At 62.3% G+C, this 24,230-nt stretch carries 25 protein-coding genes; 8 read left to right on the forward strand and 17 right to left on the reverse strand.

Annotation, left to right across the window (positions count from 1 at the left end; translation table 11 throughout):
* The first annotated feature begins 27 nt into the window (after positions 1–27).
* Complete coding sequence (locus SFY93_RS06545; RefSeq protein WP_320446476.1) at positions 28–1,824, forward strand: potassium/proton antiporter; 1,797 nt, start codon at positions 28–30, stop codon at positions 1,822–1,824.
* 5 nt (positions 1,825–1,829) lie between these two features.
* Here the strand turns inward: SFY93_RS06545 and modC are convergent, their stop codons facing one another.
* The 6 genes from modC to mepA all read right to left on the reverse strand — a co-directional run bounded on the left by modC (position 1,830) and on the right by mepA (position 6,008).
* Positions 1,830–2,510 carry a molybdenum ABC transporter ATP-binding protein gene (modC, locus tag SFY93_RS06550; RefSeq protein ID WP_320446477.1) on the reverse strand — a complete coding sequence of 227 codons (681 nt, stop codon included), beginning with the start codon at positions 2,508–2,510 and terminating at the stop codon, positions 1,830–1,832.
* A gap of 2 nt (positions 2,511–2,512) precedes the next feature.
* Positions 2,513–3,208: a molybdate ABC transporter permease subunit gene (gene modB, locus SFY93_RS06555; RefSeq protein WP_320446478.1), complete on the reverse strand. Its 696-nt coding sequence runs from the start codon at positions 3,206–3,208 to the stop codon at positions 2,513–2,515.
* Positions 3,209–3,211: 3 nt separating this feature from the next.
* Positions 3,212–3,997, reverse strand: a complete 786-nt coding sequence (gene modA / locus SFY93_RS06560) for a molybdate ABC transporter substrate-binding protein (protein WP_320446479.1) — start codon at positions 3,995–3,997, stop codon at positions 3,212–3,214.
* 192 nt (positions 3,998–4,189) lie between these two features.
* Positions 4,190–4,708, reverse strand: a complete 519-nt coding sequence (locus SFY93_RS06565) for a hypothetical protein (protein ID WP_320446480.1) — start codon at positions 4,706–4,708, stop codon at positions 4,190–4,192.
* Positions 4,709–4,710: 2 nt separating this feature from the next.
* Positions 4,711–4,920: a TOBE domain-containing protein gene (locus SFY93_RS06570; protein WP_320446481.1), complete on the reverse strand. Its 210-nt coding sequence runs from the start codon at positions 4,918–4,920 to the stop codon at positions 4,711–4,713.
* A 152-nt stretch (positions 4,921–5,072) separates the two neighbouring features.
* Positions 5,073–6,008: a penicillin-insensitive murein endopeptidase gene (mepA, locus tag SFY93_RS06575; RefSeq protein ID WP_320447708.1), complete on the reverse strand. Its 936-nt coding sequence runs from the start codon at positions 6,006–6,008 to the stop codon at positions 5,073–5,075.
* 378 nt (positions 6,009–6,386) lie between these two features.
* Between mepA and SFY93_RS06580 the strand changes: the two genes are divergently transcribed.
* Positions 6,387–8,621: a putative bifunctional diguanylate cyclase/phosphodiesterase gene (locus SFY93_RS06580; RefSeq protein WP_320446482.1), complete on the forward strand. Its 2,235-nt coding sequence runs from the start codon at positions 6,387–6,389 to the stop codon at positions 8,619–8,621.
* Positions 8,622–9,013: 392 nt separating this feature from the next.
* Here the strand turns inward: SFY93_RS06580 and SFY93_RS06585 are convergent, their stop codons facing one another.
* The 3 genes from SFY93_RS06585 to SFY93_RS06595 all read right to left on the reverse strand — a co-directional run bounded on the left by SFY93_RS06585 (position 9,014) and on the right by SFY93_RS06595 (position 11,845).
* Positions 9,014–9,991: a Bug family tripartite tricarboxylate transporter substrate binding protein gene (locus tag SFY93_RS06585; protein WP_176454493.1), complete on the reverse strand. Its 978-nt coding sequence runs from the start codon at positions 9,989–9,991 to the stop codon at positions 9,014–9,016.
* A 154-nt stretch (positions 9,992–10,145) separates the two neighbouring features.
* On the reverse strand, positions 10,146–11,369 hold the full coding sequence (locus tag SFY93_RS06590; protein WP_320446483.1) for an FAD-dependent oxidoreductase: 1,224 nt from the start codon (positions 11,367–11,369) through the stop codon (positions 10,146–10,148).
* An 89-nt stretch (positions 11,370–11,458) separates the two neighbouring features.
* Positions 11,459–11,845, reverse strand: a complete 387-nt coding sequence (locus SFY93_RS06595) for a cupin domain-containing protein (protein WP_068733870.1) — start codon at positions 11,843–11,845, stop codon at positions 11,459–11,461.
* Positions 11,846–12,050: 205 nt separating this feature from the next.
* Between SFY93_RS06595 and SFY93_RS06600 the strand changes: the two genes are divergently transcribed.
* A complete protein-coding gene (locus SFY93_RS06600; protein ID WP_320446484.1) occupies positions 12,051–13,031 on the forward strand; it encodes a LysR substrate-binding domain-containing protein in 981 nt (326 codons plus the stop codon).
* A 69-nt stretch (positions 13,032–13,100) separates the two neighbouring features.
* Here the strand turns inward: SFY93_RS06600 and SFY93_RS06605 are convergent, their stop codons facing one another.
* Positions 13,101–13,640, reverse strand: coding sequence for a DUF6428 family protein (locus SFY93_RS06605; RefSeq protein ID WP_320447709.1), 540 nt, complete (start codon positions 13,638–13,640; stop codon positions 13,101–13,103).
* Between the two features lie 42 nt (positions 13,641–13,682).
* On the opposite strand from SFY93_RS06605, the gene SFY93_RS06610 reads away from it, so the two are divergent.
* Genes SFY93_RS06610 through SFY93_RS06625 form a run of 4 tightly spaced genes read left to right on the forward strand, consistent with a single transcriptional unit; the run spans position 13,683 to position 16,721 of the window.
* The gene (locus tag SFY93_RS06610; RefSeq protein WP_320446485.1) at positions 13,683–14,036 is read left to right on the forward strand and encodes an ArsR/SmtB family transcription factor; all 354 of its coding nucleotides are present in this window, start codon (positions 13,683–13,685) and stop codon (positions 14,034–14,036) included.
* Positions 14,029–14,481 carry an arsenate reductase (glutaredoxin) gene (arsC, locus tag SFY93_RS06615; RefSeq protein WP_320446486.1) on the forward strand — a complete coding sequence of 151 codons (453 nt, stop codon included), beginning with the start codon at positions 14,029–14,031 and terminating at the stop codon, positions 14,479–14,481. The genes SFY93_RS06610 and arsC overlap by 8 nt, the downstream gene beginning before the upstream one ends.
* Before the next feature lie 31 nt (positions 14,482–14,512).
* Positions 14,513–15,544: an ACR3 family arsenite efflux transporter gene (gene arsB, locus SFY93_RS06620; RefSeq protein ID WP_231081228.1), complete on the forward strand. Its 1,032-nt coding sequence runs from the start codon at positions 14,513–14,515 to the stop codon at positions 15,542–15,544.
* Between the two features lies 1 nt (position 15,545).
* Positions 15,546–16,721: an MFS transporter gene (locus SFY93_RS06625; RefSeq protein ID WP_320446487.1), complete on the forward strand. Its 1,176-nt coding sequence runs from the start codon at positions 15,546–15,548 to the stop codon at positions 16,719–16,721.
* Positions 16,722–16,809: 88 nt separating this feature from the next.
* Here the strand turns inward: SFY93_RS06625 and SFY93_RS06630 are convergent, their stop codons facing one another.
* From SFY93_RS06630 to lepA, 4 genes are all read right to left on the reverse strand, one after another.
* On the reverse strand, positions 16,810–18,030 hold the full coding sequence (locus SFY93_RS06630) for an ABC transporter substrate-binding protein (protein WP_315840405.1): 1,221 nt from the start codon (positions 18,028–18,030) through the stop codon (positions 16,810–16,812).
* Between the two features lie 148 nt (positions 18,031–18,178).
* A complete protein-coding gene (locus tag SFY93_RS06635; RefSeq protein ID WP_320446488.1) occupies positions 18,179–18,766 on the reverse strand; it encodes a hypothetical protein in 588 nt (195 codons plus the stop codon).
* A gap of 15 nt (positions 18,767–18,781) precedes the next feature.
* A complete protein-coding gene (locus SFY93_RS06640; protein ID WP_320446489.1) occupies positions 18,782–19,129 on the reverse strand; it encodes a DUF1801 domain-containing protein in 348 nt (115 codons plus the stop codon).
* 152 nt (positions 19,130–19,281) lie between these two features.
* The gene (gene lepA, locus SFY93_RS06645; RefSeq protein WP_175368555.1) at positions 19,282–21,087 is read right to left on the reverse strand and encodes a translation elongation factor 4; all 1,806 of its coding nucleotides are present in this window, start codon (positions 21,085–21,087) and stop codon (positions 19,282–19,284) included.
* A gap of 126 nt (positions 21,088–21,213) precedes the next feature.
* Between lepA and SFY93_RS06650 the strand changes: the two genes are divergently transcribed.
* Positions 21,214–22,845: a glycosyltransferase family 39 protein gene (locus SFY93_RS06650; RefSeq protein ID WP_320446490.1), complete on the forward strand. Its 1,632-nt coding sequence runs from the start codon at positions 21,214–21,216 to the stop codon at positions 22,843–22,845.
* Positions 22,846–22,878: 33 nt separating this feature from the next.
* Here SFY93_RS06650 and SFY93_RS06655 read toward each other — a convergent pair whose 3' ends face one another.
* From SFY93_RS06655 to SFY93_RS06665, 3 genes are all read right to left on the reverse strand, one after another.
* On the reverse strand, positions 22,879–23,181 hold the full coding sequence (locus SFY93_RS06655; protein ID WP_089262865.1) for an HPr family phosphocarrier protein: 303 nt from the start codon (positions 23,179–23,181) through the stop codon (positions 22,879–22,881).
* Positions 23,178–23,579, reverse strand: coding sequence for a PTS sugar transporter subunit IIA (locus SFY93_RS06660; protein WP_068733893.1), 402 nt, complete (start codon positions 23,577–23,579; stop codon positions 23,178–23,180). The genes SFY93_RS06655 and SFY93_RS06660 overlap by 4 nt, the downstream gene beginning before the upstream one ends.
* Before the next feature lie 131 nt (positions 23,580–23,710).
* On the reverse strand, positions 23,711–24,214 hold the full coding sequence (locus SFY93_RS06665) for an HPr kinase/phosphorylase (protein ID WP_414717131.1): 504 nt from the start codon (positions 24,212–24,214) through the stop codon (positions 23,711–23,713).
* Positions 24,215–24,230 lie beyond the last annotated feature (16 nt).

Below are 24,230 nucleotides of genomic sequence, written 5' to 3' on the forward strand. Positions count from 1 at the left end.
TACAAGTATTTCCGGCCTCGGAGCCTCATGGCGTCACTTGATTCCGTCAGCATTGCCATCCTTCTCGGCGCAGTTCTGGTCATGGCCGGCATCCTGTCCAGCCTGCTTGCGCTTCGCTTCGGCGCGCCCTTGCTGCTATTCTTCCTGTTTATCGGCATGGTGGCCGGCGAAGCAGGCCCCGGCGGACTGCGGTTTGACGACGTCCATACAACCTATGTGGTCGGCTCGGTTGCACTCGCGCTGATCCTCTTCGACGGTGGGTTGAAGACACGATTTCAGGCCATTCGCGCAGTGCTGGCCCCGTCGATGGTGCTGGCTACGATTGGCGTGTTGTTGACGGCGTTGATCACGGCGCCGGTCGCCAAATATGCCCTCGACCTGAACTGGACCCAGGCGCTGCTGACCGGCGCGGTGGTGGCTTCCACCGACGCGGCGGCTGTCTTTCTGCTGGTCCACGCGCAAGGCCTGCGCCTCAGACCAAGGGTCGGCGCGACACTCGAAGTTGAGTCCGGAACGAACGATCCGTTCGCCGTCTTTCTGACCCTGACGCTGGTCAAGCTTCTGTCGCTGGGCGACGCCTCTGCCGGTCACGTGGCAATGGAATTTGTTCAGGAAGCCGTGCTAGGCACCCTGATCGGCGTCGTCGGTGGCCGGTTGGTTGTCTTGGCCATGAATCGCGTGGCGCTGCCGCAGGGGTTGCATGCGCCCTTCGTCTGCACCGCGGCTCTGGTGATCTTCGGGCTGGCTCAGATCGCTCACGCCTCAGGCTTTCTGGCGGTCTATCTTGCCGGCATCATCATCGGCAATCGTCCGACGCGGGCGCATAATTCCGTGGTGACGTTCCTCGACGCTGCGACGTGGCTGGCGCAGATCGTGATGTTCGTCATGCTCGGTCTTCTGGTGTCGCCGGAGCGGCTGGTGGGCAGCATTATTCCGGCGGTCGGCGTTGCCCTGGTTCTGATGTTCGTGGCGCGCCCGGTCGCGGTCTTCCTGTGTTTGCAGCCCTTCCGCTTCAACTGGCGCGAAAAGATGTTCGTGTCATGGGTCGGCCTGCGCGGCGCCGTCGCAATCTTCCTCGCCTCGATTCCGATGCTGGTCGGTCTGCCCAAGGCATCGCTGTACTTCGACGTCGCCTTCGTGGTCGTGATCATCTCGCTGCTGTTCCAGGGATGGACGCTGGCTTTTGCCGCCCGGAAGCTGCATGTCGCTCTGCCGCGCACCGACAGGGGGCCGCGCCGTATCGAACTCGATTTGCCAGGTCAGCTCGAACAGCAACTGGTCGGCTATGCCGTGCGCCCGAAGAGCCTCTACCTGAAGCGCAATCTCATTCCGTCGTGGTCGAAGCCGACGCTGGTCATTCGCGATGAGCGCATCCTGACGCCAGCGGAGGCCGAGCCTGTTACGGCCGGCGATTACATCTATCTGCTGGCGCCACCGGAAAAGGCGGAGGCGCTGGATCGCTTCTTTGTCGATATGCCGCCGAGCACGGCGCCGGACCCGCATCTGCTTGGTGACTTCATGGTGTCTGGTGAAATCACTCTCGGCGACCTTGCGGCGATTTACGGCATCGCTGTCGATCCAGCCCAGTCATCGCTGACGCTGGCCGATTATTTCGATATCCATCTCGAACATGCGCCGACCGTTGGCGCCGCCTTGCCGATCGACAGTATCGATCTCGTCGCGCGCAGCCTTGGCGGCGGGCGTGTCAACGTGGTCGGTCTGCGTCTGCCCGAAGATGAAGATCCCGCGCCGCCAAAGTTGACACGCAGGCAAGCCCTCAAGGCGAAACTGAAGCGAGGCTGGACCACGCTGTCCGGCGCCTGATTGGCTCAGGCTGCCGGGATGATACGCGGCAGGATCTCGGTGCCACCGAAGGCCGCGACACGGCCACGCTTCAGCATCACGACCTGCGTCGCCAGTTGCCGCATCTCGTCGGCATCGTGACTGACGAAGACCATCGGCACATCGCCTGCATCGCGCAGCCGCTTGAGGTAGGGCAGGATCTCCGCCTTCCGCTCCTCGTCGAGCGCACCCATCGGTTCGTCGAGCAGTAGCAGCCGCGGTTGCGATAGTAGCGCACGTCCCAGCGCCACGCGCTGGCGTTCGCCGCCCGAGAGGCCGCCGGGACGGCGATCGAGCAGATGTCCGATATCAAGCATCTCTGTAATGCGTGTTTCCTCAGCGGGATCGCGTGTCAGACGGTTCATCCGGCGACCGTAATCTAGGTTCTGCGCGACGCTCAGATGCGGAAAAAGTCGCGCATCCTGAAACACGTAGCCGATGCGGCGCCGATGCGGCGGGATGTGGATGCGCGCGCTGCCGTCATAGAGCACATCATTATCCACGGCGATGATGCCGCGGTCTGGCTGTACGAGACCCGCAATCATGCTGACCAGCGAGGTCTTGCCCGCACCTGAGGAGCCGAACAGGCCCGTCACGCGGCCTTCGCTGGTAAAGGCGACGTCGACCGAAAATTCGCCAAGTTGTTTGAACACATCAACGCGCAGCACGATCAGTTTCCATGCAGCCGTTGCGTCGCGCGGCGCGCGAACCATTCCGAAGCGATAAGCGCCAGTACGGCGATGCCGATGGAGATCATCACCAGACGTGAGGCTGCCGCGTCACCGTCGGGCGTCTGGATCAGGGAATAGATTGCAGAGGAAATCGTCTGGGTCTCGCCGGGAATGTTTGAGACGAAAGTAATGGTAGCGCCGAATTCGCCGATGGCCTTGGCAAAGCCGAGGACCATGCCGGCCAGGATGCCGGGCAGCGCTAGCGGCAGGGTCACCGTCGCAAACACCTTCCAGGGCGATGCGCCGAGCGTGCTCGACGCCTGTTCGAGCCGCCGGTCAACCGCTTCAATCGAGAGCCGGATCGGCCGCACCAGCAGAGGGAACGACATCACGCCGCATGCAAGCGCGGCACCCGTCCAGCGAAAGGCGAAGACGATGCCGAGATGTTCGGCGAGCCAGGCGCCGAGAAGGCCGCGTTTGCCGAGCAGCAGCAGCAGCAGATAGCCGGTGACGACGGGCGGCAGCACCAGCGGCAGATAGATTATGGCGTCAATGATCGGCTTGCCCCAGAAGTCACGTCGCGCGAGCAGCCAGGCGACCCCGATTCCAATCGGCGTCGAGATCAATGTCGCGATCACGGCGACCCTGACTGAAAGCAGGATCGCCGTCCATTCTTCAGGGGAGATGTCGGACACGTGTCAGGACGTCGGCTTGACCAGGAACGTGAAGCCGTACTTCTCAAGAACCGTCTTTGCAGCCGATGACCTCAGAAAGGCCAGATAGTCGACGGCTTCAGTCTTTGCGGTCGTTGTCGCAGCGATCGGATAGATGATCGCCGGGTGCGAGTCCGACGGGAAGGTGCCGATGATCTTCACGCCCGGATCGATCTTGGCATCGGTCGCATAGACGATGCCGAGCGGGGCTTCACCGCGTGAGACCAGTGTTAGTGCGGCGCGCACGCTCTCGGCCATGGCGAATTTCGACTCGGCGGCGGTCCAGCTGCCGAGCTTCTCAAGCGCGGCCTTTGCGTATTTGCCGACCGGGACCGACTTCACATCGCCGGTGGCGATCTTGCCGTCGCCGGCGAGCTTGGAGAGATTGAAGCCTTGACCGATGGTGACGTTGTCGAGCTTGGCGTCCTTGGCTGCGATCAGCACGATGCTGTTGCCGAGCAGGTCGGTGCGCGTCGCCGTGTTGATGTTCTTTTTGCCGATGGCGTAGTCCATCCAGTCGGTGTCGGCGGACACGAAGACGTCGGCCGGCGCGCCCTGTTCGATCTGCTTGGCGAGCGCCGAGCTTGCAGCATAGCTGGCGGTGATCTTCACGCCGGTCTTGGCCGTGTAGGCGGCATCGAGCTCGTCGAGAGCGTTCTTCATCGACGCTGCGGCGAACACGGTGAGGGCTTTGTCCTGCGCATGGGCAGGCGTGAAGGTCGATCCGAGCAGGATCGAGAACGCAGCGAAAAATCCGGCAAAACGGTTCATGTGGCGCTCCATGCGTGAGCGCAGCGCAAAGTGCGCGCAACTCAGGCGTTGGTTGGGTGGGACATGCGACAGTCGGAAGCGCCGTTCCGGCAATCCCGCGGACTTACGGTCTACAGGGATATCGCTGGGGAATAATATCAGGCTGGCCAAGGGGGTAAAGGCCCTTGGGCGCGGAGGCCTCTAAGGCTGCCGTCACTCGGACGGCAGCACGGCCAGGCTGATGCTGTTCTCCGTCACGCCGCTGATCTGGATCACGAACGGACCTGCAGCGAGATCGTACTTCATGGTCTTGCGGATGCCGGCGCAGTCGGTCGCGCCACTGAACTCCATCGGCTTCAGGATCTCGCCATCCTGGACCACGTCGACCCACGCCGCCGCCGACAGGCTGACGGTGTATGTGCCGGCCTTCGGTGCCTTCTGGAAGCGCGCAAAGCCTGCAAATGTGCCGTCTTTCGGCTTTCGCTCCGCGGACGTCGGCAGCTTCGCCTCGGCGGGTGTCTTCAAATCAAGGATCGCTGCGGCGGGAATTGCGAGGTCGGCACCAGAGGCAATCTTGGAGCGATCCTGCGCCGTCAGTGCAGCGCGCTCCTTGTCGATCGACCACTTGAACTTGTCACAGCCGCTGGGTTCGGCCGCCCAGGCCGGTGCCGAGCCAAATAGCGCAGGCGCCGAACCGAGCAGCGCGAGCGCGACAATCAGACGCGCACGCATGATCAATCCACCGCGATCATGACGTCGGAGGCCTTCACCACGACGATGCATTTGCCGCCGGCCTTGAGCGTCAGATCGTCAACAGCTTCGTTGGTGATCGACGACGTCACGACCTGACCGCCGCCGATATCGACGCGGACATGGGATGTGGTTGCGCCCTTGGTGACGTCGAGGATGGTACCCTTGATCTGGTTGCGTGCACTGATGCGCATGTTGGATCTCGCAGGATTGGGCCGGGCAGCTGACAGCCGCGGCTGATATGGAAGGAGTGCGGGAGGGGCGCCAGTTGTTGATCGTCGGCTTACGGCACAACGATGGCGTGTTCTAACCCGGTTTCACGACAATGCGATAGCCAATCGGCCGATCACGGTGCCGTCAGAACCTGTCGGCACGCAGCCGGCATTTCTGAGAGCGTCATCGGTGGCTTCGGCTTGGGCGGAATCGGCGGCGGTTTCGGATGCAGTACGGCATCGCTGAACCAGTAAGCAAGATCGCCGGCGCTGCAACCCTCGCTTTCGTTCGGCGGTGGCTGGGCTTCGCATTCGGTACTGCCGACCGGGCACTTGATGCGGACGTGGAAGTGATAATCATGGCCGTACATCGGGCGCACCTTCGACAGCCAGCTGCGGTCGCCCTTGGCCTCGCGGCACAGCGCCTTCTTGATGGCGGCGTTGACGAAGATGCGCTCCACACTGGGCTCCACCGCCGCGGCGCGGATCACCGGCAGATGGGACGGCGTCCAGGTGGTCGGATCGATGTCGAGCCGGTCGTGCCGCACCATCATCACCGCCGACATCTCCTCGCGCTCGTTGCGCGAGAGCTGGCGGTTCGGCATCGGCGTCAGCCAGATATCGGCATCAAGCCCGACCTGATGGCTGGCATGGCCTGTGATCATCGGGCCGCCGCGCGGCTGCGACATGTCGCCGACCAGGATGCCTGGCCAGCCGGCGTTCTTGTTGGCCTTGACCGATAGCCGCTCCAGCAGCTCGACCAGTTGCGGATGCGCCCAGTTGCGATTGCGCGATAGCCGCATCACCTGCCAGGTCGGCCCGTTGATCGGCAGCGCTTCGGCGCCTGCGATGCAGCCCTTGGCGTAGAAGCCGACCACGCGCACCGGCGATTTCGTCGGCAGCACCTTGCGGCCGAATAGTTCTTTGGCGCCGATGGCCGGGTCGTTCGGATTGGCCAGCGGCGGCAGCGGTTTCAGATCGACGCTGCCTTTGGTTTGCGCCAACGCCAGCGGCGTTGAAGCAATGACGGCGGGCAGGAATATGAGGCTGAGAATCAGGCGAAGGCTCATGCTGCGACTATAGCTGAAGGTGTCGATGAGGTGAGTGACCTGCGGCACGCACGATTTTAACGCGTGGGTAACCACGTCTGACGCTGGCGCTTTTTTTTGCGTTTGGGTTTGCCGGTCCTCCTGTTGCCACCGGCTCAGTCGTTTTATCAGCGTTTCGAGCCGCTTGCGTCTCTCGCTTGGCGGGGATGATCGCGCGTGACCCGGTAACGTCCAGACATGGGTAACCATACGCCCACGGTTTTTGCCTGTTGTGAAGGCATGGGATGTGTACAGGCGCGCAGTTCAGACGGTAATCGGTTGCTGTGAACGGGCATTGATACCGTTTTTTCAGACACTTCTTGCACATATCGTCACACGCGCGTTGCGAGTGGATCATTGATGCCGAAGTTCCGGCCCGAAGCGAAAAAGAAAGCGAAAGCCGGACTGGCGTCTCGGATCACCCGGCCGAGCCGGGCGATCACCGCTGCGCCGAAACTGGCGCCGAAAAAGGGTCTTGTCAGCGGTCCCATCCGCGAGATCGTGCGACAGCGCGCCCAGGCCGAGGCGGCGATCGCGGAAGCCCGCAAATCCCACGAGCGTCTGCGCGAGGCGATCGACATCCTGCCGCAAGGTATCGTGTTTCTCGATTCAGACGGGCGCTACATCCTCTGGAACAAGAAGTACGCGGAAATCTACAATCGCAGCTCGGATCAGTTCGTGCCGGGTGCGCGTCTGCAGGACACGATCCGCGTCGGTGTCGAGCGCGGCGACTATCCTGAAGCCATCGGCCGCGAGGACGAATGGATCGCGGAACGCGTCGCCAAGCTGTTCCATCCAGGCGAACGTCACGAACAGGTTCTGGCCGACGGCCGCGTCGTCCTGATCGAAGAGCGGCTCACCGAAGACGGCGGTGTCATCGGTCTGCGCGTCGACATCACCGAGCTGAAACAGCGCGAGGCGTCGTTCCGCCTGCTGTTCGAGAGCAATCCGGTGCCGATGATCGTCTGCGCACTCGACGATGAACGCATCCTCAGCGTCAACGACGCTGCGATCGAACATTACGGTTACACGCGTCCGGAGTTCGAGAAGCTCACCATCCGCCAGTTGCAGGCCTTCGAGGCCGCCCCGCCCTGGGTCGGCGATCATGCCAATGACGAGCAGGCCGCACGGACCTGGAAACACGTCAAGGCCGACGGCTCGCTGATCGATCTGGCGATCTATTCGCGGCACCTCGTCTACAACGAGGAGCCGGCCGTGATGCTGGCGCTGATGGATATTACGGAGCGCAAGCGTGCCGAGATGCGGCTGGCTTTCATGTCGCATCATGATGGCCTCACCGGCCTGCCGAATCGCAACCTGCTGCGTCAGCGTCTCGACGAGGTCCTCGCACATACGCGGCGCACCGGCGAGAAGGTCGCGGTGCTGTTTCTCGGCCTCGATAACTTCAAGGGCGTCAACGACACGCTCGGCCATGGTATCGGCGACAAGCTGCTGCGCGGCGTGGCGCGGCGGCTGCGTTCATCGTTACGCGAGGAAGACGCGCTGGCGCGTCTGAATTCCGACGAATTCGCCGTTATCCAGACCGGCATCAATCGTCCCGAGGATGTCGTGCTGCTGGCGCGCCGGCTGCTCGACGCCGTCGGTGAGACCTATCTGCTCGACGGTCATTCGGTGGTCATCGGCGCCAGCATCGGCATCGCGATGGCGCCGAGCGACGGCGATGAATCCGAGCGGTTGCTCAAGAACGCCGACATGGCGTTGTCGCGGGCCAAGAATGACTCGCGCGGCACCTTCAGCTTCTTCGAGTCCGGCATGGATGCTCGCGCGCAGGCGCGCCGCAAGATCGAAATCGATCTGCGCTCCGCGATTCAGGACGATCAGCTGCGGCCATTCTACCAGCCGCTGATCGATCTCAAGACCGGCCGCATCACCGGCTGCGAGGCGCTGGTGCGCTGGCCGCATGCGGAGCGCGGCATGATTTCGCCGGCGGATTTCATCCCGGTGGCAGAAGACACCGGCCTGATCAATGCGCTCGGCACGCAGATCCTGCGCCGTGCCTGCAATGAGGCTGCGCGCTGGCCCGATGAAGTGCGCGTCGCAGTCAATCTATCGCCGCTGCAGTTCCGCGTTGGCAATCTACTCTCGGTGGTGATGGATGCGCTGAAGCATTCCGGATTGCCGCCGCGGCGGCTTGAGCTGGAGATCACCGAGACGCTGCTGCTGGAAAAGAGCAATCAGGTGCTGGCGACCCTGCACGCGCTGCGCGCGCTCGGTGTGCGCATCTCGATGGACGATTTCGGTACCGGCTATTCGTCGCTGAGCTATCTCAGAAGCTTTCCGTTCGACAAGATCAAGATCGACCAGTCTTTCGTGCGCGATCTCGGCTCCAACCGCGATGCGCAGGCCATCGTGCGTTCGATCATCAGCCTCGGCATGGGCCTCGGTGTCACCATCACGGCGGAAGGCGTCGAGACCGAATCCGAGCTCGCCTGCCTGCGCAGTGAAGGCTGCCATGAAGGGCAGGGCTTCCTGTTCAGCCGCGCGCGACCGAACGAGGAGATCATCGAGCTGCTGCGCGCTCAGGCCGTTGCTGCGCCGGACGCGGAACTGTCTGTCCGCGCACAGGTCGCATAAGGCACGCGCCGATCTCCGCTTCGGCGAGGGTGCGGACGACCCTTCATCCCGTTTCCCATTGCGAGAATGGAGCGCCGGGAGGCGCCAGGGGTTTGCGAGCCCCTTGAGGCTGGCCTTGCGAGGGCCGGCCCGCACGTCAGCACCGGCGGGATTGCGAGTCCCGCAGGGAAGACGCGCGCGTTACGACATCGGTGGGGGTGCGAAGCCCGCCGAGCGAACGCTGCGCCTCCCGGCGCTCCACCAGCAGCTGCCCGGATGACCGGGCCGCCGCTGCAGTCTGATCGATGCTGTGTGTCATGAGCACGCAGCAATCGAGCAGGCTGGAAGCGAGATAACTCAATCTAGGACTAAAGTCAAGATCAGTTTAAGCTCGGAGGGATGCCGAAAAATCCCTAGTTGGAAATCTTCGCTTTCGAGCGCTTCACGATATTTTCCATCCGCGCAGAATCCTTGGCGATAACAGCTCCAAACTGATCGGGCTTGTCCGCGATTACGGTCAAACCAAGGCCTTCCAGGCGAGCCGAAACAGTTGAATCTCGCAACGCCTCCACGATCGATGTGTTGAGCTTCTCAATCACGTCCTTGGGGGTCGCCGATGGAGCGACAAAGCCGTACCAGTTGCCCGCGAGGAGATCGGGATAGCCTGCCTGCGGTGACGTCGGCACATTGGGCAGCTGTTTGCTTGGTTCAGGCGCGGTCACGACGATGGGCCTCAGCGCTCCGCTTTGTACCTGCTGGACCGTGTTCGACAGATTATCGCACATCATGGACACCTGACCACCGATGACATCCTGAAGTGCCGGAGCTGCGCCCTGATACGGGATGTGGACGGCATCGATGCCTTCGAGCACCTTCAGCGTCTCGCCGCACAGATGGCTCGTGCTGCCGATACCGGCTGACGCAAATGTCAGCTTGCCCGGCTCGGCCTTGGCCAGCGCCACCAGTTCCTTCAGCGAGTTCGCCTTGACCGACGGATTGACGACCAGGATGTTCGGCGTCGAAGCGCCATTGGTGATGGGCGCGAAATCCTTTTCGGAATTATAGGCGGGCTTTTCATAGATCCACGGATTGATCGCCATCATGCCGGTTGTCGCGAGCAGAATCGTATAGCCATCCGCCGGCGACGCGGCGACGCGAGCCGCCCCGATCGAGCCGTTGGCGCCGCCGCGGTTCTCGATGATCACGGTGACGCCGAGCGACTTCGACATCAGCGGAGCCACTAGTCGTGGAATCGCGTCCGCCGTGCTTCCAGCCGGATAAGGGACCACGATCGTGATCATTTTTTCCGGAAAGCCGGCCGCTGCCGCGCCGGGCACGCCCAAGGCGACAGGCGCTACCAGCGCCGCCAAAAGAAACGTCGTCCACTTCATCCGTAAATCCTTGCTTGGCATTCTGAAACTCCTGCATGACATCTTGGGAACCATGGTGTTGGCTCCTCCAGGCTTACTGGCGCTTCCACTGCCGCGGTTCTTATCCAGCCGAGTGACCGGTTGCCGTCGACATCGTCTCAGAGAGAGTTGCTGATCACCCCGGGCGGTGCTCAGCCACATGCAACGCACCGGCCCGCTCAAGCGAGTCGAGCATCGCGATCCGGCGCAATAGCGCTCGTGCCTTTTCCGGATCGGCGGCTGCTGCGCGAATGTCGTCGCGGAAACGCGCGCGATCGGCTTCGTCTTTCGCTTCGAGGTTCTTCTTGTTGCGGATGGTGTCGCCCTGAATGGCCTGCATTGTGACCGTCCGGCGCTGCAGATCGTAATCGGCAAGAATGCTCTCATCAGCCGTGCCGTTGATGACCGGACCCAGCTTCGCGGTCAGGTTCAATGCATCATGAATGCCGCCATTCATGCCCATGCCGCCGAGCGGGTTGTTGATATGGGCGGCGTCACCGGCCAGGAATGTGCGGCCTTTCTGGAAGTTCGCGGCGACGCGCTGGTGCACACGATAGAGCGTGGTGTGGAGGATGGGGGCGTCCAGCTCTGCGGGAACGATCCGCCGGATCGACGCCGTCACATAGTCTTCGGACAGTGCTTCCTCATCGGATGTTTCCGCGGCCACCGGCATCATCACGCGCCATGCGCCGAGGATACGCAGAAGGAAGTACCAGCGTTCGGGATCGGCGACATAGCTGACCGACGAGACGCCCGGCCGAAGCGCGGTGAAATCGACCGGTGTCGTCATCACCAGGAAACGCTCGGGCCAGGTGAAGCCCTCGAATTCCATATCCTGGCTGCGGCGGACGATGCTGTTCGCACCATCGGCGCCGATCAGCCAGGCGCATTCATGCGGGGTGTCGTGGCCGTTGGCCGTGACCACCACCTTGACGGTATCGCTGGTCTGCTCGACCGATTTAACCTCGCTGCCGAACGCGATCGAGAACAGCGGATTGCCGGACAGGGCGTCCAGAATGATGCGTGTGAGCTTGAACTGTTCGGCTTGCAGGCGGAAAGGATGCCGCACCAGATCGGAGATCGCCGCGAAATCGAATGTGCCGAGCACACCGTCCTCGGACGAACTGTACTGGACCGTCGGTGCCTTCAGCCCCTGTACAATCAACGTGCTGGCGAAACCGAGATCGTCGAGCATGTCCAGCGTGGGCGGATGGAACGTCGATGCGCGCGACTCGCTGCTCAGCGCGTCGTTTTTCTCGAGCACCAGAACCGGAATGTTCTGTCGCACCAGATCTGCGGCAGCCACCATGCCGACCGGCCCTGCACCGGCGATGATGACGGGAAGCTTCGCATTACTCATTCTATCAAGACCTCTTGCGGGGATTTCAGGGAGCATCGGCTCTGATCGGCGGCCCCTCTAAGAGGCTGCCGTCATCGTCTCTGTGGCTCTCAGGCGGGATCGTAGTAGTGCATTTCGAGAAGCAGGCAGCCGCCCTCGGATTTGAACGGACCATGCCACGCGCCTGGCGGTCTGACGGCGTAGGTGTAGCCGGCGAATGGCGTGCCGCCTTGCCCGTTCTCGTCATTGCCAACGATCAGGTCGCCGGAGACGAGAAAGACTTCTTCCCAGTGGTCGTGAACGATCTGCTGTGTGGTGAAGAGACCCGGAGGGAACTTCAGCAATCGCGTCCGGCTGCCGCGTTTGTTCGCGGTATCGAGCGATCCGGACAGGATCTTCTCCAGCGCGCCCGACGCGGGATCGTAGCCCTCGGGCAATTGCCAGCCGCTCTCCATGTCGAGCGTGTGGAATTCGTCATGCAATTTGTTGACTGCCACTGATGTGCTCCTTGAAGTTGATGACCGAAGCACCTGTGCGGGGCACCGCGCTGCAGTCTGCATGTCTTGAGACCGTTGCCGGGGCGTGACCTCGCCAGAGGTCGCCGCCCGCCATGACTTTTGTCATCCGCGGGGAGATTGTTGCCTTGTGCTTAGGCGTGCAAACAATTTAATCTGCGGACATCTTGCGTTTTTGGAATGAACTATGCGCCGCAGAATACCAAGCCTCGGCGCGCTGATGGCGTTCAGCGCGGCTGCCAAACACCTCAGCGTCACGCGTGCTGCCAGCGAACTCGCGCTGACCGAAAGTGCGGTGTCGCGCCAGATTGCGCAGCTGGAGACGCAGCTCGGCGTGAAACTGTTTCATCGGATCAAGAAACGCATCACGTTGACGCGGGCAGGGGCGGCCTACAGCACCCGCGTGGCGCAGACGATCGAGCGGATCGAGCGCGATGCGCTCGAGATCATGGGCTATGAGGCCGACGGCATGGTTCTGGACGTCGCGGCGCTGCCCACTGTCGGCGCCCAGTGGCTCATTCCGCGCCTGCCGGACTTCTATGCGCGCCATCCCGGCGTCGCCGTCAATGTGAGCGCGCGCAACACGCGCTTCTTCTTCAGCGAGACCGCGCTCGATGGCGCGCTGTACTTCGGCGAGCCGGACTGGCCGGGCACGCAGGCCGACTATCTGTTCGATGAAATTCTTCTGCCGGTCGGATCGCCGACGCTGATCGGCAGGCGCGGCGAATTACCGCCGAGCGAGGTCGCCGAGCTGCGGCTTCTGCATCTCGTCACACGCGCCGATGCATGGCGTCGCTGGTTCGATGCTGCGGAGCTCGGCGGCACGAATGTGATCCGCGGGCCACGTTTCGATATCCAGTCCACTTTGATCAGCGCGGCAAGCTCGGGTCTTGGTGTTGCCTTGCTTCCCGAATTCCTGATTTCCGACCAACTCAGGTCGGGCAAATTGAAGGTGTTGTCGAGCCTGACCCTGAAAAGCGTCGGCTCGTACTATTTCGCCTGCCCGGAGGAGAAAGCCGGGAATCCTTTGCTGCAGGCATTCCGGGCGTGGTTGCTGTCGCAAGCCCAGGCGTCTGCGCATCCCGGCTCCTCGCCAGGAGCTTTGCCAAAAGAGACTGGTCGCCTCGCGGATCGACGCAGCGCAACGACCGCAGGTGGCAAAGGATAATGATCGCGGGCTCTACCGCGCGCTCTCGTTGAGAGTCCAGTAACAGGTCTCCGGTCTGAACCGCGGCGTCTACCGGCAGCACGCGCTTTTGGACGATACCGGCGCGCAGCATGCACTGGCTTCCTTCTGCGCCTCCAGCCAGCGGTCGCGTGGCTTGCAACTCGCCGGACGTGGGGCAAGCGCCACCGTGAGAACGTCGCCCTGTATGCGCGGGGTATCCGCGCAGTGTAGTTGCATCGGCGCGATGCCATCGCTCACTTCGAAAGTCAGTCGCGCATTGATATCGATAGCAACATGGTCGGAGACTTTCCGGATGATGGCCGCGAACTTTCCGGCGGTCATATGGGTCCGGTCGCCTTCGACGATGTCCCACAGCTGCACGAAGATCTCCGACCACGCTTCGGGATTGCCGCCGCAATCAAGCGCGGAAAAGGCGCCCGCCTTGACTTCGGTGATGTGGTAGCCCGGCTGAATGCTGTGACCGCCATAGGTGAACACCAAAGGCAATGCCGGTGCCGCGTCGCAGGCGGCGAGGAGCGCCCCGATGCTGATGTCGTCGGCGGCGATCTGCGGCGAAGGCGGAATTTCCGGCTTGGCAAGGTTCAGCATCGATGTTACTCCATGATTCGATATTTTTAGGATTATTGAAATATGGAAGAACGTCAAGCCCTGTCGGCTTTCGCAGCGCTGTCGCAGGAGACGCGACTTCGCATCGTGCGCCTGCTCGTGCAGGCCGGTCCCGCCGGGATGCCGGCCGGCGCCATCGCGGAGGCGGCAGGCGTGTCGGCCTCGAATGTGTCCTTCCATCTGAAGGAGCTGACCCAGGCTGGCCTTGCCAGCGCGAAGCGGGAGGCTCGCTCGATTGTCTACACCGCCGATTACGACGCGCTGTCGGGCCTCATCCAGTTCCTGATGCGGGATTGCTGCGCGGGTCATCCCGACATCTGTATGCCGGCCACGGCGTCCGCATGCACGTTGGATGGCAAGGAGCTGTCACGTGCCTGATAGCGTCGACGTCATCATCTATCACAACCCGGATTGCGGCACCTCGCGCAACACGCTGGCCATGATCCGCAATGCCGGCATCGAGCCGCATATCATCGAGTATCTGAAGACACCGCCGTCGCGGGTAATGCTCGTTCAGTTGCTCGCGCGCGCCGGCATGTCGGTGCGCGACGTCCTGCGCGAGAAGGGAACGCCCTATGCCGAACTGGGCCTCTCCGACGCCAGTCTGACCGACGCACAGTTGCTCGACGCCATCGAAGCCCATCCGGTTCTGATGAACCGCCCGATCGTGGTCTCCGCGCTGGGTGTGAGGCTCTGCCGGCCATCTGAAGCGGTTCTGGACATCATGCCCACTCCACAGCTTGGAGCGTTCTCGAAAGAGGATGGCGACCGGGTCGTGGATGTGAGCGGCCAGCGGATCACAGGACAGCGTCATGACCAGTGAGGCCATCGGCAGGCCGGTTTCCGCTCCAGCCATGGGCTTGTTCGAGCGCTATCTCACGATCTGGGTCGGTCTCTGCATTGTCGTCGGCATTCTGCTGGGGCGATGGATGCCGGCCGTTTTCCATGCGCTGGGCTCGGCGGAGATTGCACAGGTCAATCTGCCGGTGGCTGTTCTCGTCTGGTTGATGATCATTCCCATGCTGCTCAAGGTGGACCTCGGAGCGCTCGGTCACGTTGGCGCACACTGGCGCGGCATTGCCGCGACCGTCGGAATCAACTGGCTGGTGAAGCCGTTCTCGATGGCGCTGCTTGCCTGGCTGTTCATTGGCCATCTGTTCAGGCCTTATCTGCCCGCGGACCAGATCGATAGCTATACGGCCGGTCTGATTCTGCTTGCCGCGGCGCCTTGTACGGCGATGGTGTTTGTCTGGTCGAATCTGGTCGATGGCGAGCCGAACTTCACGCTTGGACAGGTCGCGCTCAACGACACCATCATGGTGGTTGCCTTCGCTCCGATCGTCGGCCTTCTGCTCGGACTGTCATCCATCACCGTGCCTTGGGGCACGTTGCTGTTGTCCGTCCTGCTCTACATCATCGTGCCTGTGGCAATCGCGCAATTCTGGCGGCGGGCATTGCTGGCGAGGGGAGGCGAGGCGGCGCTATCGCAGGCACTGTCGCTGCTCGGTCCGGTATCGCTGGTCGCGCTCCTGCTAACTTTGGTGCTGTTGTTCGGCCTGCAGGGCGAGCAGATCACCCGGCAGCCGATGGTCATTGCGCTGCTCGCCGTCCCTATCCTGATCCAGGTCTATTTCAATGCCGGTCTCGCCTACTGGCTCAACCGCCGCCTCGGCGTCGCCTGGTGTGTGGCCGGCCCCTCCGCCCTGATCGGCGCATCGAACTTCTTCGAGCTCGCGGTGGCCGCGGCGATCGCACTGTTCGGTTTTCAATCGGGCGCGGCACTGGCAACGGTCGTCGGCGTTCTGATCGAGGTGCCGGTGATGCTCTCTGTGGTTCACATCGTGAAGGCGACACGGGACTGGTACGAGCGGGGAGCTGTGACCTGAGGTGGCAGTCGTTCGTTGGCAAGTCGTATCCGCGCTCGGTACGACGCAGACACTGGCATGGGCTTCCAGCTACTATGTTCCGGCCGTGTTCGCGGATCCCATTTGCGACGACCTGCATCTGTCCAGGACGTGGTTCTTCGCCATGTTCTCCGTGGCGCTGCTGGTGTCGGGTTTGCTCGGCCCGCTCGCCGGCCGCATGATCGACCGCAGCGGTGGCCGGGACGTGCTTGTCGCCACCAATCTGATGTTTGCGGCGGGGCTGGCCTTGCTTGCGGTTGCAACGGGACCGATCACGCTGGCCCTGGCCTGGCTGGTCATCGGTGCCGGCATGGGTTTCGGCCTGTATGAGGCTGCGTTTGCGACGGTTGCGGGATTGTGGGGGCGACAGGCCCGCAGTGCGATCACCGGCATCACCCTGTTCGCCGGCTTTGCGAGTACCATCGGCTGGCCGCTCAGTGCTGCGATGATCGATGCCTTCGGCTGGCGTGGCGCCTGCTTCGCATGGGCCGCGTTGCACATTGTCATCGGTCTGCCGCTCAACCGCTTTCTCGTTCCGAAGGTGCCGCCGCATGCGCATCTGGATGAGCCTGCCGTCCCGACATCAGGCGTTCCATGGGCGATGATCGTTCTGGCGGGCGTCTTTGGTGCGACCTGGTTTGTCACCACCGCCTTTGCCGCGCACATGCCGCGCCTGCTGGAAGCGCTCGGGGCCACCCCGGCGCAGGCCGTGCTCGCCGGGGCTTTGATGGGGCCTGCGCAAGTCGCAGCCCGGATCGGGGAATTCGGTCTGCTACGACATGCGTCGGCGATGATATCCGCACGCCTGGCCGCGGGCCTGCATCCGGTTGGCGCCGGATTGCTGATCCTGTTCGGCGCGCCCGTCGCGCTTCCATTCGCTCTTCTGCACGGTGCCGGCAATGGCTTGTTCACGATCGCGCGCGGAACGCTTCCGCTGGCCATGTTTGGCGCCGTCGGATACGGCATGCGAACCGGCTGGCTGGCCGCGCCGGCGCGCATCCTGCAGGGTGCAGCGCCGCTGCTGTTCGGCCTTGTGCTGGATCACGGTGGCCCGCGCGTCGCGCTGGCGCTCACAGGCGGGCTGACGTCGCTCGCATTCCTGGCGCTGTTTTGGCTAAGAACCCCAGCGGCGAAGCCGGCAACGAGTGCCATCGTTTAAATGCGCTGAAAACTAACGTGCCGCCCGGCCAGGCGTGCAATTGCGCGCCAGGCCGGGCGACGGCCGTTGTTGCTGATGCGAAAGACCCTCAGTCCTTCTTCACGTACTGGCAGCCGCCGTCCTTCATCGGACGGAACACCTGATCGCCGGGGACCTCCGCGAGCACCTTGTAGTAATCCCATGGCGCCTTGGATTCTTCCGGCTTCTTCACTTCGAGCAGGAACATGCTGTGCACCATGCGGCCGTCCTCGCGCAGGACGCCGTTATCGGTGAAGGCGTCGCGCACCGGCATCTCGCGCATCTTCGCCAGCACCGGCTTGGTGGCGCGGGTACCTGCCGCCTGCACGGATTTGAGATAGTGCAGCGTGGCGCTATAGGTCGCCGCCTGGTTCATGGTCGGCATGCGCTTCATCTTGTCGAAGAACTTCTTGCCGAAGGCGCGGGTGCGATCGTTGAGATCCCAGTAATAGGCCTCGGTGATGATCAGCCCCTGCGCCATCTTCAGGCCGAGCGAGTGGATGTCGGAGATGAACATCACGATGCCCGCGAGCTTCTGGCCCCCGGCGACGATTCCGAACTCGGACGCCTGCTTGATGGTGTTGATGGTGTCGCCACCGCCATTGGCCATGCCGATGATCTTGGCCTTGGACGATTGTGCCTGCAGCAGGAAGGACGAGAAGTCCGCCGTGTTCAGCGGATGCTTGGAGCTGCCGACCACCTTGCCGCCCGCGGCGCGCACCACGTCGCCGGTGTCACGTTCGATGGAATGGCCGAACAGATAGTCCGCTGTGATGAAGTACCAGGAATCGCCGCCCTGCTTGACGATGGCGCTGCCGACGGTGTGAGCGTTGCCATAGGTGTCGTAGGTCCAGTGCGCGGTATAGGGCGAGCACGACTTGCCGGTGATGTCCGACGAGGCGGCGTCCGTGACGATCATGATTTTCTCGAACTGTTTCGACATCTCCATGCCGGCCAGCGCAGTGGCCGACGTCGGCATGTCGATGATCATGTCGACATTCTCGGCCTCATACCATTTGCGCGAGATGGTGGCGGCGACGTCGGCCTTGTTCAGCGCATCTGCGGTGACCAGTTCGATCGGCTTGTCGAACATCTTGCCGCCGAATTCCTCGATGGCGATCTTCGCTGCCTCGACATTGCCCTGGCCGCCGATATCGGCATAGACCGAAGCGAAGTCGGCGAGCACGCCGATCTTGAGCGGAAGTGTGTTGGCTTGCTGGGCCAGCGCGGAAGCGCCAAAAAGCAGCGAAACAGCAAACGTCGTAGCCGCAACCGTGCGGTGCGCGATCATTCAATCCTCCTCAAATTTTTATACGCGCCGTTTTCGGCGTCGTGGGCGGCAGCATGAGGGGAGGCGAGCGGGGAGGCAATAGCGGTCGTGGGGATGTTTGGTCGCAGAAACCTGCCGCATTGCGGCGGGCGGAAAATTGTGCCGGCGGCTAGCTCCGGCCGCGTCTTGCTTTGACGAAGGAGCTCAGCCGGCTGAACGTCGTTGGTTCAAAAATGCAGATCGCCAGCAGGATGAGCCAGGCCACACAGAACAGGGGTAGCGGATGGCTTGTCGCGGGCCACAAATCCCAAATCACATAGGCTTGCGCAATTCCCGGAAGGAACATGGTCAGGAGCAAAGCGGTGAGTAGCGGGAGGTGGCTGAAAGTATAGAAGAAGGTGCAGGCATAGATCAGCATCGTGAGCCACAAGAGCCAGGTCAGGCTGGTTAGCCAGATCACGTCCCCGAGATAATGCGCGACGGCGTAGGCCCCAATGAAGACGACGATCGTGGCGATCACACCGTCTGGATTGTAGTGGAATACGGCCAGTGCGGCCGCGGCAATAGACAGTGCATCGACGAACCATCCGCGCGCCGTGTCATAGCGGCGGGCGAGATTGTCGGGACAGATCTCTGGAATGCAATTTCCACTCATCGGGAATGGGTCGTCGCAATTGGCGGATCCGTTCATTTTCAGCCGCAAGCGGAAGCGCCGAAAAGCCGCGAAACGGCAAGCGTCGTTGCAGAATCCGCTCAATGCTTCTCGCGGTGCCTATGAGCGCGGCTTGCGTTTGCTTCGGTGATAGGTGAGCGCCAGTCCGACGCAATGGCGCAGAGCGATTTCGGGAGGGTCGTCGTCGAGGCTGAGGATGATGCTTCGGTTACCGCCGTAGTTCAGGCTTTCGGGATACAGCGAGCGAAACGTTTCAACCAGATTGGTATTGCAGTTGAAGTAGATCGCGTACCGGTTGGTGTCCTTGATCCGGTCAATCCGGATCGTGCTGCCGCTTCCGGTTGCCGTCGTGAGATAACTCGGCTGATTCCACTTCAGTGTCTCGTCGAGCGGGCCTACGCCTTCGATCCCTGCGGCGGTCTCGAAGATCAGTTGCCGGAGCGCCAAGAGCCTAGCCTTGATCGCCGGCGGATGCTGGTCGAATGCTGCTTTGACAGCTGGATCTGAAAAGCCTTGGGGAGGTCGCTTCGCCGTTCTGTTCGCATCCCGTATCGCAGTCATATGCGGTACCTCTGGTCAAAACGGCGGGCGGTTGATCCTCAGCTATCGACCTTCAGCGCCGCGATAAACGCTTCCTGCGGGATGTCGACCTTGCCGAACTGCCGCATCTTCTTCTTGCCTTCCTTCTGCTTCTCCAGAAGTTTGCGCTTGCGGCTGATATCACCGCCATAGCACTTCGCGGTCACGTCCTTGCGCAGCGCGCGGACGGTTTCGCGGGCAATCACCTTGCCGCCGATCGCCGCCTGGATCGGAATGACGAACATGTGCGGTGGGATCAGTTCTTTCATCTTCTCGACCATGGCGCGGCCGCGGCCTTCGGCGCGGGTGCGATGCACGAGCATCGACAGCGCATCGACCGGCTCGGCGTTGACCAGGATCTGCATCTTGACGAGATCGGCGGCCTTGTAGTCGGTCAGATGATAGTCGAACGAGGCGTAGCCCTTCGAGATCGACTTCAGCCGATCATAGAAGTCGAACACCACTTCGTTGAGCGGCAGCTCGTATTTCACCATCGCGCGGGCGCCGACATAGGTCAGCTCTTTCTGATTGCCGCGGCGTTCCTGGCAGAGCTTCAGCACGCTGCCGAGATATTCGTCGGGCGTCAGGATCGTGGCTTCGATCCACGGCTCCTGGATCTCGGCGATCTTCACCACATCCGGCATGTCGATCGGATTATGGATCTCGATCTCCTCGCCATCGGTGAGGTGCATCTTGTAGATCACGCTTGGCGCGGTCGCGATCAGGTTGAGATCGAATTCGCGGCTCAGGCGCTCCTGGATGATTTCCAGATGCAGCAGGCCGAGGAAGCCGCAGCGGAAGCCGAAGCCCAATGCGGCCGAGGTTTCCATTTCGAACGAGAACGACGCGTCGTTCAGCCGCAGCTTGCCCATCGCGGCGCGCAGCGTCTCGAAGTCGTCGGCATCGACCGGGAACAACCCGCAGAACACCACGGGGATCGCGGGCTTGAAGCCCGGCAGCATCTCGGTGACCGGCTTGCGATCGTCGGTGATGGTGTCGCCGACGCGGGTATCCGCGACTTCCTTGATCGCGGCCGTGATGAAGCCGATCTCGCCGGGGCCGAGCTCGTCCACATTGACCATCTTAGGCGTGAAGTAGCCGACGCGCTCGACATCATAGGCGGCGTTGGTGCCCATCATGCGGACGCGCTGGCCCTTCTTCATGACGCCGTCGACGACGCGGATGAGGACGACGACGCCGAGATAGACGTCGTACCAGCTATCGACCAACAGCGCCTTCAGCGTGGCCTCACGATCGCCCTTCGGTGGCGGCAGCCGGTGCACGATGGCTTCCAGAACGTCAGGCACGCCCAGACCCGTTTTTGCCGAGATCATCAACGCGTCCGAGGCGTCGATGCCGATGACGTCCTCGATCTGCTTCTTCACCTGCTCGGGCTCTGCCGCGGGCAGATCGACCTTGTTGAGGATCGGCACAATTTCGAGATTGGCGTCGAGTGCGTGATAGACGTTGGCAAGCGTCTGCGCTTCCACGCCCTGCGAGGCATCGACCACCAGCAGCGCGCCTTCGCAGGCGGCCAGCGAACGCGAGACCTCGTAGGCGAAGTCGACGTGGCCGGGCGTGTCCATCAGGTTGAAGATGTAATCCTTGCCGTCCTTGGCCTTGTAATGTAGGCGGACGGTCTGCGCCTTGATGGTGATGCCGCGCTCGCGCTCGATATCCATCGAATCGAGCACCTGCTCCTTCATCTCGCGCGCCTGCAACCCGCCGGTGATCTGGATCAGGCGGTCGGCCAGCGTCGATTTGCCATGGTCGATATGGGCGACGATGGAGAAGTTGCGAACGTTCGAAATCGGGGAGGTTGTCATGCGCGCGGGATAGCATTCAGGCCCCGATGCGGCAACCTTAATGCGGGTTTCGGCCTGATTCCCGGCCCTGTTTCCGTCACGGCATCCTGATTTTACTCCGGCCCGAAACACGCTAGGCAGGGGCCCATGAGTACAATCGCTTCCTCTACCCCCGCCAAACGCCGGGGCTTGCTGTCGATCGGCCGCCGCGGCGCTGCGCGGCTCGTTGCCTGGGCGTGTGATCCGCAATTGAGCGTCCTGCTGGTGCTCGGCTTCACGATCGCCCATGTGGTGCTGTGGACCGCGATCCTGTCCCAGGTAAAGGCGGCGCAGGACATCCATTTCGACGTCTCCGAGGGCTATGCCTGGGGGCAGAAGTTCCTGATGGGCTACGGCAAGCATCCGCCGCTATCGGGCTGGATCTCGGGCGTCTGGTTCAAATTTTTCCCGCCGGTGGACTGGGCGACCTATCTGCTCGCCATGGTCACGGTCGGCATCGGCATGATCGTTTGCTGGGCGATCGCGCTGCGCGTGGTCGATCGCCGCCGTGCCTTTTTCGTGCTGCTGATGGTCGCGATCTATCCGATCTTCAATTTCAAGGGCTTCAAATACAATCCGGACCTGCTGCAGCTGGTAACTTTGCCGCTGGTGGTGCTCGCTTATTTGCACGCGTTCGAGAAGCGCTCGATTCGCTCGGGCTTCCTGCTTGGCCTCGCCGCTGCGCTGGCGCTGATGACCAAATACTGGGTGGTGACGATGATCGGCGCCATCGGTCTGGCCGCGCTGATCCATCCCCAGCGGATGCTGTTCCTGCGCTCGCCGGCGCCATGGATCGCCATCGCGACGATGGCGGCGGCGCTGATTCCGCATCTCGACTGGGTGCGGCAGGTAGAATACGCGCCATTTCGTTATGCCGGCAATACCTATGCGATCTCGTCACGCTGGGAGAGTTTGCAGCTGGCGTGGGGCTATGTCGGCCATAACGTCGCGCTGCTGCTGTTGCCGCTGGGTTTGGCCGCTGCGGTGCTGGCCTGGGGCCCACGCTGGTGGGCGTCGGTGGCGCGCGATCCCCGCGCATTCGTCAGGCGGCCGTGGTCACTGACGACTAATCCCGGTGTCCGCAGGGATCAGGCCCTGAATATCTGGCTGATCCAGGCCATTGTCGCCGTCGGCCCGCCGATCGGTGCGTTGTTGTTCGACATCTACATCAAGACCGATTGGGGCATCTCGCTGTTCTTCCTGGTGCCGCTGGCAGTGATTGCGATTCCATCGCTGAGGGTGCCGCGGGGGGCGCTGGTACGGCTCGCCGCGATCTGGCTCGTCCTGTCGCTGGTTACGCTCGCCGCCGCACCGCAGATCGCCATCGCGTCACTGCCGCGCGATGCCAACGGCAATTTCGCCCACATCTCCTATTCGCAGCTCGCGCGTGAACTCACCGAGGTCTGGCACAAGCGCTTCCACACGCGCTGGAGCGAGGTCGTGGGCTTCGTCGATGTCGCCGAGCAGATGACGTTCTACAGTCCCGATCATCCGCTGCCGCTGACGCCTTACGAGCCGTGGCCGTCAGGCGTGACGTCGATGGCCGAAGCGAAGCGTAACGGCTTCATCGGAATCTGCATGGTCGGTGACTGGAAATTCGATCGCTGCGAAGCGTGGATGAAGGACAATCTCCCGAATGCCGAACGCATCGTGATGTCGACGCGACGCTTCTTCAAGGGCAACGTCGGCACGACCACGCGGTGGAATGTCTATGTGGTGGCGCCTGGAGCGATGAAATAGCCGTTCGCTGACGAAGCAGCTTTCGGCGAACCGCTACTCTTCGCCGAACTTGTTGGTCACAAGCTCGGTGATCGCATCCAGCGCCGCTTGAGCTTCGGCGCCCTTGGCAGTGACCATGATGCTGGTCCCGGGTCCGGCGGACAGCATCATCAGGCCCATGATGGATGTACCGCCAACGGTCTCGCCGTTGCGTGTCACCGTGACGTCGGCATTGAAGCGTTCGACCATCTGCACGAATTTGGCAGAGGCGCGCGCATGAAGGCCACGCTTGTTGGTAATCGGAATCTCGCGGGAGACGCTGCCGGACACCGTCGTATCGTCTGGGCTGTCGCTCATTTGCCGGCGAGAACGCGGCTGGCGATGGTGACGTATTTGCGGCCGGCTTCCTGTGCCATGGCGATCGCATCGGGCAGCGTGCGCTCTTCGCGCACCTTTGCGAGCTTCACCAGCATGGGCAGATTGATACCGGCAAGAACCTCGACCTTTGGCCGGCTCATGCAGGAGATCGCCAGATTCGATGGCGTGCCGCCGAACATATCAGTGAGGATGGCAACGCCATCGCCACTGTCGACGCGATTGACCGCTTCGATAATGTCGCTGCGACACAAATCGGAATCGTCTTCGGCGCCGATCGTCACGGCTTCAATTTGTTTTTGCGGACCCATTACGTGCTCAAGCGCCGCCTTAAACTCGTCGGCAAGGCGCCCATGGGTCACAAGTACTAGACCAATCATCGGAAACTCCTCGTGGGTGCTTTTGGTGCACCGCACGAAAGGGCCACTTTGACCATCCAGAGCCCCTATGCAAGAGGGCTCTTCGCGAATCTCCCTTAAATTGCACGGATGCGGCGGGAAGTAGCGCGGGTCTATTCGGTGGCGATAGTGGGACTAATATGGTTACCAATTCCCTTCGAGCAATCGTCCAAAGGTCGCACTGCGGCTAAACCATCGTTTGTAATAAGCGCGGCTACGACCAATGGTAGTGGTGAAAAGCCTGTCCCGACCGGGATTCGGGGCAATTCAACGCCCTCCAGTGTGGTTTTGAGCGCTTCCGGCTCTGGCAGGCGTGCAGCGTCGGTGGCGGCGAGATCGACCACCAGCCCGACGATGGCACCGGTAGCGCAGTCCAGACGCCGGATTCCGAGCCCCCTGACCTCAAGCAGCCCGACCAGTTCGGGCGCCGGCCGTACCCACAGTTTTCCATCCCTGACATCCAGATGCACCCGGTCGTCGCCGACCAGCATGGCTTCGGGAAGCTGTCCACTCTGAGCGGCGAGGATCAGGTCGAAGACCAGCCGCGATTTCCCGGAGCCGGACGGCCCCCGGATCAGGACGGCGCGGTCATCGACCAGTACGGCGGAGGCATGGATGCTTTTGCCATCCGCG

Origin of the sequence: Tardiphaga sp. 42S5, from assembly GCF_034044155.1 — a bacterium.
GTDB classification, from domain to species: Bacteria; Pseudomonadota; Alphaproteobacteria; order Rhizobiales; family Xanthobacteraceae; genus Tardiphaga; species Tardiphaga robiniae.